Raw genomic sequence first — 11,178 nt, forward strand, 5'->3', positions numbered from 1 at the left:
CTGGACTCAGATGCCTCGTATTGCTAAGGTTAATACATGCTCCTGTTGTTAGGGAGGAGCACCTGAAGAAGCGATTAAAATAGCCATAAGCGATATTGGTATTGGTATTCCACCCGAAGATATTCCACATTTATACGAGCCTTTCTTTAGAGGAAAAATCGCAGCCAAGTATATTGGCTATGGTTTAGGGCTTCCTCTTGCCATGAAAATTATCCGTATGCATGGAGGAGAATTACAAGTTCAATCAGAGCAAAATAAAGGAACAATGGTTACTATTATTTTTAAAAAATGTAACATTAAAAATTCTAATGTGAATTCTTAGAAAGTTCTAATTTTATATTAGGGAACTCTTAATGTTACGTCAGTTATTTTGTAGGTATAAATCAAATAAATTATACTTATGAAAAATTTTTTAATTCCTACAACTTTAAAAGAAGATACAATTGATGCTGTAAAACTGGCTGTTTTTCAGGCAAAAGAAAGCGATTGCGAGATTGTCCTAATGATTGTTTCAGAAATTCCAGATACGGATTCAAGTTCTAATTTTTTAAGAACAATGAGAGTTGGTTTAACTAAAACTCAAGAAGAAGTTTTAGACGTATGCAGGCTAATTACAGCATCTTCTAATAATTGTAAAATTAAAATTCACAATCAGTACGGAATTTCATCGCCAATTTTCAAGAATTTAATTACTGCTTTTTCAGTAAAACTAGTGATTCTTCCTCATTCTTATAAGCAAGAAACAAAAAGGATACACAGCTATTTGATACAATTAGCTGGAAACCAAAAATGCCCTATTTTGCATTTAAGTTCTGAACCTTATAGAGACGATTTTAATAAAGCATTGTATATAGAAAACGAACAGCAAAATCTTCATGTTAAAGATATTCAGCAATTTATAAGTAATAATTTTCGTTTGAAATAGTAAGCCAGACTAAAAATTTTGATGATAATTACATAGAATTTGCCCCACATTTAATCGAAGTAATATCTAAGAATCATATCGATTTATTGGTTCAAACCCGCAAGGCCAAAAAGATTAAATTCAAAAAGACCAAAAATGAAACTATTAACGATTTGTTCGGTCTTCCTGTTTTATCACTTTACGAAGAGTTAGTATAATTAATTCTGATAAAAATAAGTTTAATCTAACTTCTTGTAAAATATGCTATTAAAAAAGAAAATTCCAATGAAGTATGTTCTTGGAAAAATAAAAGTTGAGCTTATTCTGGTGACAACTTATGCGGTATTATTTGAAATTTTTCATCATCATTATATCAACATCTCTGTAGATATTCCTATTGCAGTTCCTGCTATTATTGGTACAATTATATCATTATTATTGGCTTTTAAATCTAATCAGGCGTATGATAGATGGTGGGAAGCCCAAATCTATGGGGATCCATTGTAAATGAGTCTAGAACTTTGGTTAGGCAAATAATTACATTTTATAGAGATGATTTTTCGGTTAAGGCAAATGATTTTAAAGAAAAATTTGCTAATAGACAAATAGCTTGGTGTTATAGTTTAGGACAATCTTTGAGAAATAAAGATGCTATAAAGCCAATTAAAAGTTTTTTGAGCGAAGAAGAATTACGTTTTGTACAAAATCATCAGCATGTTCCTAATGCTATTTTAATGTTGCACGCAAAGGATCTTACTAACGCGATTGAAGAGGAAAAAATGAATATCTATCAGCAAGTAGAGATAGATAAAACATTGACAAGATTGTGTGATGCTATGGGTAAATGTGAGCGAATAAAAAATACTATTTTCCCAACCACGTACAGTATGTACATACGATTTACGTTATGTTTATTTATCTTTCTATTGCCATTTGGGCTAAATAGTTTATTAGGTTGGTACGCCATACCATTGATAACAACAATTAGTGCTGCTTTTTTCCTTATCGAAAAAATGGCAATTCATTTGCAGGATCCTTCGAAAACCACCAACAGATACGCCTGTTACTGCAATTTCGAATGTTATAGAAAAGAATCTGTCACAAATGATACATGAATATCGAAATGAATTTGCTTTTAAAAATGATTCGGTTGTAAAAACTGAAACCAAAAGAGTAGAAACTAATGTATATTTCATTTTATAATGTAGTTATGAATTTAGTTTTAAAAAGTTTAGTTTTAAAAAGTAATGAGTTCCTTCAATTATTAATCTCGATAATTAATAATTGAAGGAATTTTTTAATATAGGTTAAAGAAAAAAATATTTATAAATTCGCCAGTAGAAATACAAACGAAATACCATTATCGTGCTATTTCTTATAAGATAGCCTGTTTTGTTTCAATGCCTCTGAAAATAATATAACCTATGAAGAATTTATTTTTTACACTTACATTTTTAATCTGTTCTTTTACAAGTTCGAATGCACAAACTGAAGGTCTTGAGGTAGGAGATATAATTCCGGATATTGATCTTCCAGCATGACGAAAGGCAATGTGATATCTCTTTCTTCGTTAGAGGCTCATTGGTATTAGTCGATTTTTGGGCATCATGGTGTGGTCCTTGTGTTAAAGAGCAATCCGAATTATTAAAATTGTATCAAAAGTATCCTAACAAATTTATGATTTATGGAGTTTCTTTGATTCTAAAAAAATAGCTTGGTTAGGAGCTATGGCAAAATTAAAACAACCATGGACTCAAGTAAGTGATTTAAAATTATGGGATTCCCCTATTGTAATAAACTACAAAATACAATCAATACCTTTTAATGCTCTAATTGATAAAAACGGAATTATTCTAGCCAAGAATATTCATGGAAATAAGTTAGATGAATTAATTAAAGCATTAACTACCGATAAATAATCTTTTTTTTACCTCAATTTTCTAAGTCAACTTGCAGTTACAGACATTTTCTGATAGTTGTAAAGAATGATGAAGGTGGACGCCTATATTCATATGGTAATTAATTGATAATAAAATTAATTACTATCATGCTATCATGGTATGTAATCTGATAGGCTGCCTAAGTATGAAATCATAGTATTATATTGATTCTTCTTATTTTTCAAAAAGATACAATGTGTGTAATTTTTACACAATTTGGGTAACGCTTATACATTGTGAGTTTGTAAAAACTATTATAAATACCTCATTTTCTATTAAAAACGATAATGGCATGAGGCTTGCTAAATATGATTTGTTCATTCTTTTATACAATTTTATTTGATCGTTGTACTTCATAAATAACGACAAAAATGAATAAAAAAAGGATTGACATTTAAAGTAAGAGCCATAATATAGAAATCGATAGTAATACAACAATACAAGCATGAAAACTGAAACAATTTCAAAACAATTATACGCCACAAGCAGCGTTACAAATAACACTGAACATTCTTTAGCAAGTTCTTTTTTTAGTATTAACAACAAATCTTTTAAGAAGGCAATAAAAGAAAACTCAAGCCCATTAGGTTTTATTGTGCTTATAAGCAGTTTCATATTAATGATTACTGGAGCTTTCTTAGTTTATAAATTTCAATCAGACTTTGATCAATTTCATATAGACAGAATAAACTCAACGTGGGGTTATCCATTTTTATTGATAACAACAATCTTCTTTATATTTAAGGCAGGAGTTTTTATATATAATTTGTTTCTATATTTTCGTTACAAGCCAATCGAATCAGTTTCTGATGAGTTATTGCCAACCTGTACAATAATCGTTCCTGCATATAACGAAGGTAAGTTGGTTTTGGATACCTTAATAAGTTTAGCAGATAGTGATTTTCCAGAACAAAAAATGCAAATTCTTGCTATTGACGATGGAAGTAAAGATGATACTTGGTACTGGATGCAACAAGCAAAAATAAAATTAGGTGATAGATTGTCAATTTATCAGCAGCCTAAAAATCAAGGAAAACGCCATGCACTTTACCGTGGATTTGAATTAGGAACTGGGGATATTTTTGTTACTGTAGATAGTGATTCGGTTGTGAAAAAAGATACAGTACGAAATTTAGTTAGTCCTTTTGTAACTAATGAAAAATGTGGCGCTGTTGCAGGAAATGTTCTCGTTTTAAATAATAAAAAAGCGATACTTCCTAAAATGCTAAATGTGAGTTTTGTAATGAGTTTTGAGTTCGCACGTTCTGCCGAAAGTGTTTTAGGATCAGTTATGTGTACTCCAGGAGCTTTAGCAGCTTATCGTAGTGAAGCGGTATATGAATGTCTTCCAGAATGGATTAATCAAACCTTTATGGGACAGCCTTCAGACATTGGTGAAGACCGTGCAATGACGAATATGATTTTAAAACAAGGACGTCAAGTATTGTTTCAAAGAAACTCATATGTATTAACTAATGTACCTGAAGAATATACAGGATTGTATAAAATGTTTATCAGATGGGGTAGAAGTAATGTGCGTGAGAGTTTAATGATGGCAAAATATGTTTTTAAAGATTTTAGAAAAGGATCTAAATTTGGTACAAGACTGTTATTTTTAGATCAATCATTAAAGATAGTTATGGCTCTTCCATTTGTCTTATTTATGTTTTTCTTTATAGCAGTACATCCAATATTGTTTTTTGGTTCAACACTTTTAAGTATTATGATTGTATCCAGCTTTTCAGCTTTATTTTATGCTAAAAGACATAATGTATCAGAGTCATTTTGGGCGTATTCATATAGTATTCTTTTCACTTTTGGATTATTTTGGATAACACCTTATGCTATTCTTACAGCTAATAAAAGTGGTTGGTTAACACGTGGTTTGGCTCAAGGAAAATAGATGAAAAAGTAAGTATAAATAAAAATGCTCGAATGTACATCAGTTGTATATTCGAGCATTTTTTTATTAGATGAAAATAAGTTTAATCTGTTAGGTGTAATTACTTCGTCAATATAAAAATGGCATTAACACATAAAGACGTAGATTGGAGCTATTAGAATAGAATTTATAACTAAAGGCGATTCAGGAAAAAAAAGTTTTTTTCACATAGCCTTATGTGATCTATTTTAAGTGAAACGTCTTTTTGGGCTTTGTTAGACTATGTTTCTATGCGTTAAAAAGAATAGATAAATGATTAAGTTATATTTATTTCAATATAATTGAAGGAGTTGTTTCTCTTATAAAAATTAATGCATCAAAATCAATACCGGGTTTCATAGGTAATGCTATTACATTAGTCCAGTTAGAGTATATATTGGTTATGTTACCATTTGCATTATAAATAGGACTTTCTTTGTCTGTATCAAAGGCTACAAAGAAAGTAGGGAACTTAGCTTCTGCAAACAATGCCGAATAAGATTTTGGTTGCGCTTCAAAATTTCGTTCTTCATAATCATTGCCGTCTAATACAGTTACTTTCCCTTTTAAAGTATCAAAACCTATTGCGTAATATTCATTGCCATATTTCTCTTTTAGATGATATCCCATTCCCTTTGCTTTAGGCATATTAGTATCTTTTGAAAAATGAATATTGTGCCCCCAAATAATAGTTTTGGCTTTGGTTTCTTGTTGAAAATCGGTAAGGTTCTCTGCCATAAATTGATCTCTGGCTAAAGGATTAGATAATAATGTGCCTTGGTATAAAAGGGATATGTATTTTTTAAATTCGCTAAAACCTTTAATTGTCGATGTGCCTTTTAATTTTATTTCAGCATTTAAGAGAGAAATAATTCCCATTTCCTCATCAGATAATTCATATAAAGGGAAATCCGGAGTTGTTATCTTCTTCAAAACGGGTATTGCAGCTGGTCCATTAGTATAAAGAGAAGCATTTTTTGTTAAATAAACAGAACAAAAGTTGGCAGACGCATCAATATCAGATTTGATATAATTGGTGTCAAAGCCAAAAAGATTAACTTTATCCTTAGTTGTTTTAGAGGTATTATAAGTCTTTACCCATTCGAATAAATCATATATTTCTTTTGTATTAAACAAACGCAATGGTTTCATTAGCTGTTTTAAATCTCCTTTTCCAGTCAATAAATAAGCATTAATTTGTTCTATCGCCGAATATCCAAATTCGAAACCAATCGATTTATATTGGGCATCTGTAATGAGGTATTTAATAATGCGATTCTTTTCTGTATAAAATTCATGAGTGCCATGAGAAGCCTCTCCTAAGCCGCAAATTTTGTTATCTTTAAGAAGATTGGATAACTGCGAATAATAAGCCTTATTATCATTCTCATTGTTGGTGATTGGTAATGCATGAGAATTTATCCAGTTTAAGGATTGTCCTTGAGCAAAAGTACAAACAGAAAAAAAGCAACTGAACAAAACGGAGTAAAGGAGGTTTTTGGTCATATTAGTAGTTTTTGATTACTAAAATACAAATAATAATTATATGATGTAAACCAACATTCTTTAATAGTCATATATGCTATTGGCCTGTAAACTTGAAAATTGCAATAAAAACTAGCACAACTGCATAAGTGATTACTAGCAAATGAGTAACGGTAATTTTCATTCTTATTCGAGCCAATCTCTTTAATTTATTGCGATGCAGTAGTCTTTTTTGTTCAGGATAATTGTTCATAATGATTTGAGTTTTCATTATTGTAGCAAACATAATACCTGTGATTTATGTAATGACTTAAGATGTTGTTTGTTAGTTCTTTACGGGTATTTTGACGGCTTTTTTATAAAATGAATGCTATCAAAATGATATTGTATTTCTCAAAATGAAATAGTTTATTTTCTAATTTCCCTTAATTCTGTTTAAAATTCCTTTCATTAAAGCTTTTCCATCACGTTTTTGTTTTGGAACTTCTTCTGCTTTTAACTCTCCATTTTCATTCTTAAAAACATAACTAAATGCAAATTGTGGCTGTTTAGGATCTTTAGTAAGTAAACCAAAACGCAAGTCATTAAAGTGATACTCATTATCTTTTTTAGTTACAATATACCATCCTTCACTTACCTTTTTCAAGGTTTCAAAGTCATAATTCCCACTAAGTTGTTGTGAAAGATTATTGTTTTTTTTATAGCTATCAAAAGTAATTGGCTGGCTATCAAAAAGTGAATAATCACCCAATAAATAAGCATCTTTAGTCGCTACATTGGCATTCCATAAAATACAATTAAAAGCAGTAGGTTTTACGATGAGATTATCATAAGCAATATGTTGTTGTTGCAATGCATTTTTAAATTGCTGCAAAGCATATAGTTTTAATCCACAAGTTACTAAGAGATAAAAAGAGCTGATATATATACCGCGTAAAACATATTTTTTTCGAAGAGAAAAAGTAGGTTTCCGCCAAGCTAAAATTAAACAAATAAGTAACGGAAGAGTATATAGTGGATCAATTACGAAGATCGTTTTTAAGGCAATTCGGTCAGGAAAAGGCCAGAATATTTGTGTTCCCCAAGAAGTAAACATATCTAAAAGCACATGGGTAAGTAAACACCAAAAGACCATCAAAGAAGCAGTACGAAAATTAATTTTACCTCGTTCTATTTTAGCAATAGCCCAACCTAAGATGGGTGAAAGTAATCCAAAAACAGCAAGGAATGACTCAGTCCTCTATGTATTGCTACACCATCTACAGGATTTAAAAATTGTCCAAGAACAACATCAAGATCAGGGATAGTTCCTAGAATAGCGCCATACAAAATCGTTTTGCGATGTAGCTTTTCACCTGCGCATAATTCGGCAGTTGCAATTCCTAGCACAATTTGAGTAAATGAATCCATAGGGTATTGTTGAACTGCAAATTTAAACAGAAACAGGGTTTGATTCAGCTTTAAAGAAAATGTTTTTTTTATGTAGATTTTGCAGATTAAGCAGATTTGATTTTAAAAGTAGTTATAATAAATTTGCGTTCATCAGCTTATATCTTTTAGAATCTGCGAGAGAAGATTAAATATTATTTTTTTTTCACGCAGATTTTGCAGATTTAGTTTTATAAGTATTGAAGAAAAAATCTGCGCTTATCGGCTTAAATCTTTTGTAATCTGCGTGAAAAAATCTTTGTGCATCTCGTTCCGAAGCTTCGAGATTGAGATAGTACTCTTTACTGTTAAACTTTTGCAGCAGCTTAATCTTAGAGTTTAATGAGTCGATATGAATTAATAATAGTAAGTAGAATTTTTTTTTACAGGATAATACTTAAATTTGATTACAAAATCTATACTATGAAGCGAACTATATATGCGCTTATTGGTCTTTTTACCATAGGTATTTTACTTTATACAGCAAGTACTTATTCTGAAGAAAAGAAATCTAAACCGCTTCTTCCAGTAAAGAAAGAATCTCAGCCAGGTATCATATTGAGCTTTGATGATAATTATATTGATGATTGGTATAATGCCGAAAAGCGACTGCGCCATTTAGACTGGAAAGCGACTTTTTTATCTGTAAATATGATTCTCTTAATGCTGCGCAAAAGAAAAAATTACACTATTTGCAAGACATGGGGCACGATATAGCAGCACATGGCTATAATCATGAAAATGCACTTAAGTATTCGGCTAAATATGGAATCGAAAAGTATATAAAAGATGAGATATTACCGTTAACAGCTGCAATGGGTAAGGATGGGTTTAATTTACGCTCATTTGCCTATCCTGATGGTGCTCGCAATGCAGATTTGGATAAAGAATTATTAAAACATTTTGATTTTATAAGAGGTACTACATACGGTAAACTCTATCCTGATTCGCAATTTTGTTATTACGAAGACAATCGTGTTATTTACGGTTTAGGTATAGATGATGATTACAAACAGTTCGACGTTGCGTATTATAAAACCCTTATGGATTATGCCAAAAAGCATGACAAAATTGTTATTTTTTACGGACATAAAACAGTAGAAGTTGCCGACGAAAAAATAGAAACCCCTCTTGCAGCCTTGCAAGAAATATGTGAGTATGCAAAAGATAATAAACTTAAATTTTATACAGTTGACGATTTGAAAAATCTGTAAAATATTCTCAAAGTGAATGCTATGATTGCTAGAATTATAGTGATAAAGTGAAATAGCAGAAATCATTCATCGATTTATAAATAATTTTCGTCGGTGGAGAAACTCTTTCGTCGGTAGGTTTTTTAATCTAGGTATTGTAATGATACTTTTGAATAAAAAATATAACATATGTCATCACTTACACCACTTATCTGGCTTTTAACGATTTTACCACTTTTCATTTTTGCTTTTATTAATGTTAAGAAAGTAAACCTGAAATTTCTCTTGTTTTTTGTGCTTTACTTTTTAGCAGATTGCTACTTGCAACAGTTTAGCCAACGCTATCTCAGTCTTGAATTTATTGGATTAAAATTCACATGGATTGGGAAAATACTAAGTTTGATTTTAGCTCTAGGAATTGTCTTTTCAGTAAGTAAAAAAGACCGTGAAGAAATTGGATTTACGTCAAAAGGCAATTCAAAACAACAACTGAAATTCGGAATTTTGTTTTTCCTTGGATTTTTACTTTTTGATGTTGTTTTCAAACTAATTTTGTTTCCAAAAGGGGGAATGTTTGATTTTGAAACTTTTGCTTTTCAGGCTACTATGCCCGGTTTAAACAGAAGAAATTGTATTTAGAGGAATCAGTTTATGGCTTCTGGATAAAGCATTTTTGCCCAAATGGAATGTCAAAGGAATTAAATTTGGCTGGGGATTTTTTATTGTTACCATTTTATTTGGTGTTGGTCACGGGGTATTTTTGACAGAAGACTATCAATTAAAATTTGATATTATTACGATAATTTACCTAATCTCTCTTTAAGTCTTGGTGTATTGCGAAAATTATCAGGTAACCTTATGTATCCAATTCTAGGTCACAATACGATTAATATAATAAACGCAATCATCAGAATATTATAATTAAAGTAACAACTTCAGAAACTAGATGAGCTTTAAATTTGCTTCATATAAAATGTATTTAATGCAATAAGACACAAAGATTTTCTCAAATTACTTAGCAAGTAAAATAGCTGAATTTAATTTTGATAAATTTTATACCAAGAGCAATCGGATTCTACTTCATGTCTTTATGTGGTTGAGTTTTTCAATATTGCTAATTTTGAGTTACGTTCTAGCATATCAACTTTCATATTTCAATGCTTTTATTCTTACCATCAGAATGACAACGGTTAATATGATTGTGTTTTACATGTTCTTTTATTTATTGTTACCAAAGATTTTTTCGGGAGGTAAAGCCAGAATGGTAATTCTATTATTGTTTACTTTTATCGTATCTATTTTTGTTTGGATGGCAGTAACTTATTTTTTTTCACTGCTATATTATTCACTGGGTTTCAAATTCTTAAAGGAGAATTGAAGGGGGCTATAGGAATGAGTGCAAGTCAAACATTTTTGCAAGCAATTTCAATAAAGAGAAATGTTTTCTCAAGCCTTCATCATTATTTCAATTTTGTCTCCTTTCTTTTTTGTGAAAATCCTTTTTGAAATTTCGAAGCTTTATAATAAAACTTTAAATATTCAGAGTCAGAAAGCAGCTTTAGAAATTCAAACATTAATATTGAAAAAAACTTTTTGAAAACACAACTCTAATCCACATTTCCTTTTTAATACATTAAATAATTTGTATGGGCTTTCGATAAAAAAAGACGACAGTACGCCAGAAGTTATTTTAAATCTTTCGGATATTATGAGTTATACGCTTTATGAATCGAATACCGAAAAAGTAGTATTGCAAAAGGAATTGGATTTTATAAAAAATTATTTCGAATTGGAGAAAATGAGATATTCTGCTAATAAAAATATTCAATTTCATATTCCTCAAGGAGAAGATTTATCTGGATTGTACATAGCGCCACTTTTGACTTTTACATTCATAGAAAATGCATTTAAATACGGGCTTAAAGGAAATAAGGAACAGTTTATTTATTTGAACATAAAAGTTCAGGATAGAACGTTTTATTTTGAACTTGAAAATGATGTAGAGCAAGGAATAAAAGATAATGAATTTGGCGGTATAGGAGTTACAAATGCTCTTAAACGGTTGCAATTATTGTATCCAACAAGCACCAACTGGATATTGAAAATTTGGAGACAAAATTTAAAGTCAATTTAAAAATAGATTTAGACTAATGAATAAATTAATTTGCATTGTTATAGATGACGAACCACTTGGGAGAGTGGTTATTGAAACTTTCGTGAAAGAAATTTAGGTGCTGCCTCCCTAACAACAGGAGCATGTATTAACCTTAGCAATGTACTTGTTACTTTTACAAATAAACATAAAAA

At 30.3% G+C, this 11,178-nt stretch carries 13 protein-coding genes and 1 pseudogene; 11 read left to right on the plus strand and 3 right to left on the minus strand.

The annotated features are described in order from the left end of the window. Positions 1-79 precede the first annotated feature (79 nt). From AC1RYN_RS10680 to AC1RYN_RS10705, 6 genes and pseudogenes are all read left to right on the plus strand, one after another. Positions 80-322 carry a sensor histidine kinase gene (locus AC1RYN_RS10680; protein WP_481806985.1) on the plus strand — a complete coding sequence of 81 codons (243 nt, stop codon included), beginning with the start codon at positions 80-82 and terminating at the stop codon, positions 320-322. 78 nt (positions 323-400) lie between these two features. Then, positions 401-925, plus strand: coding sequence for a hypothetical protein (locus AC1RYN_RS10685; protein ID WP_481806974.1), 525 nt, complete (start codon positions 401-403; stop codon positions 923-925). A gap of 264 nt (positions 926-1,189) precedes the next feature. Then, positions 1,190-2,019: pseudogene (locus AC1RYN_RS10690) on the plus strand (bestrophin family protein). A gap of 466 nt (positions 2,020-2,485) precedes the next feature. Then, positions 2,486-2,617: a TlpA disulfide reductase family protein gene (locus AC1RYN_RS10695; RefSeq protein ID WP_481806975.1), complete on the plus strand. Its 132-nt coding sequence runs from the start codon at positions 2,486-2,488 to the stop codon at positions 2,615-2,617. 14 nt (positions 2,618-2,631) lie between these two features. Continuing rightward, positions 2,632-2,823: a hypothetical protein gene (locus AC1RYN_RS10700; protein WP_481806976.1), complete on the plus strand. Its 192-nt coding sequence runs from the start codon at positions 2,632-2,634 to the stop codon at positions 2,821-2,823. 466 nt (positions 2,824-3,289) lie between these two features. After that, complete coding sequence (locus AC1RYN_RS10705; protein WP_481806977.1) at positions 3,290-4,747, plus strand: glycosyltransferase family 2 protein; 1,458 nt, start codon at positions 3,290-3,292, stop codon at positions 4,745-4,747. Positions 4,748-5,053: 306 nt separating this feature from the next. Here the strand turns inward: AC1RYN_RS10705 and AC1RYN_RS10710 are convergent, their stop codons facing one another. The 3 genes from AC1RYN_RS10710 to AC1RYN_RS10720 form a co-directional block, all read right to left on the minus strand. Continuing rightward, positions 5,054-6,271, minus strand: a complete 1,218-nt coding sequence (locus AC1RYN_RS10710) for an erythromycin esterase family protein (RefSeq protein ID WP_481806978.1) — start codon at positions 6,269-6,271, stop codon at positions 5,054-5,056. 394 nt (positions 6,272-6,665) lie between these two features. Beyond that, positions 6,666-7,448, minus strand: coding sequence for a metal-dependent hydrolase (locus AC1RYN_RS10715; RefSeq protein ID WP_481806986.1), 783 nt, complete (start codon positions 7,446-7,448; stop codon positions 6,666-6,668). Continuing rightward, positions 7,442-7,660 carry a metal-dependent hydrolase gene (locus AC1RYN_RS10720; RefSeq protein ID WP_481806979.1) on the minus strand — a complete coding sequence of 73 codons (219 nt, stop codon included), beginning with the start codon at positions 7,658-7,660 and terminating at the stop codon, positions 7,442-7,444. The genes AC1RYN_RS10715 and AC1RYN_RS10720 overlap by 7 nt, the downstream gene beginning before the upstream one ends. A gap of 441 nt (positions 7,661-8,101) precedes the next feature. Here AC1RYN_RS10720 and AC1RYN_RS10725 point away from each other — a divergent pair, with 441 nt between their 5' ends. The 5 genes from AC1RYN_RS10725 to AC1RYN_RS10745 all read left to right on the plus strand — a co-directional run bounded on the left by AC1RYN_RS10725 (position 8,102) and on the right by AC1RYN_RS10745 (position 11,005). Next, on the plus strand, positions 8,102-8,395 hold the full coding sequence (locus tag AC1RYN_RS10725) for a hypothetical protein (protein WP_481806980.1): 294 nt from the start codon (positions 8,102-8,104) through the stop codon (positions 8,393-8,395). Further along, on the plus strand, positions 8,380-8,892 hold the full coding sequence (locus AC1RYN_RS10730; protein ID WP_481806981.1) for a polysaccharide deacetylase family protein: 513 nt from the start codon (positions 8,380-8,382) through the stop codon (positions 8,890-8,892). The genes AC1RYN_RS10725 and AC1RYN_RS10730 overlap by 16 nt, the downstream gene beginning before the upstream one ends. Before the next feature lie 168 nt (positions 8,893-9,060). Further along, positions 9,061-9,510: a hypothetical protein gene (locus AC1RYN_RS10735; protein WP_481806982.1), complete on the plus strand. Its 450-nt coding sequence runs from the start codon at positions 9,061-9,063 to the stop codon at positions 9,508-9,510. 34 nt (positions 9,511-9,544) lie between these two features. Next, the gene (locus AC1RYN_RS10740; RefSeq protein WP_481806983.1) at positions 9,545-9,694 is read left to right on the plus strand and encodes a hypothetical protein; all 150 of its coding nucleotides are present in this window, start codon (positions 9,545-9,547) and stop codon (positions 9,692-9,694) included. Between the two features lie 819 nt (positions 9,695-10,513). Continuing rightward, entirely contained in the window at positions 10,514-11,005 is a 492-nt protein-coding gene (locus AC1RYN_RS10745) for a sensor histidine kinase (protein ID WP_481806984.1), read from the plus strand. The last annotated feature ends 173 nt before the right edge of the window (positions 11,006-11,178 follow it).

The sequence above is a fragment of the Flavobacterium sp. TC780 genome, assembly GCF_056783245.1.

What these genes read in the sequence shown, in the direction of transcription:
- AC1RYN_RS10710 (WP_481806978.1), bottom strand. Translation starts at nt 6,271, where the DNA reads ATGACCAAAAACCTCCTTTACTCCGTTTTGTTCAGTTGCTTTTTTTCT.
- AC1RYN_RS10700 (WP_481806976.1), top strand. Translation starts at nt 2,632, where the DNA reads ATGGCAAAATTAAAACAACCATGGACTCAAGTAAGTGATTTAAAATTA.
- AC1RYN_RS10720 (WP_481806979.1), bottom strand. Translation starts at nt 7,660, where the DNA reads ATGGATTCATTTACTCAAATTGTGCTAGGAATTGCAACTGCCGAATTA.
- AC1RYN_RS10730 (WP_481806981.1), top strand. Translation starts at nt 8,380, where the DNA reads ATGGGGCACGATATAGCAGCACATGGCTATAATCATGAAAATGCACTT.
- AC1RYN_RS10685 (WP_481806974.1), top strand. Translation starts at nt 401, where the DNA reads ATGAAAAATTTTTTAATTCCTACAACTTTAAAAGAAGATACAATTGAT.
- AC1RYN_RS10705 (WP_481806977.1), top strand. Translation starts at nt 3,290, where the DNA reads ATGAAAACTGAAACAATTTCAAAACAATTATACGCCACAAGCAGCGTT.
- AC1RYN_RS10725 (WP_481806980.1), top strand. Translation starts at nt 8,102, where the DNA reads ATGAAGCGAACTATATATGCGCTTATTGGTCTTTTTACCATAGGTATT.
- AC1RYN_RS10735 (WP_481806982.1), top strand. Translation starts at nt 9,061, where the DNA reads ATGTCATCACTTACACCACTTATCTGGCTTTTAACGATTTTACCACTT.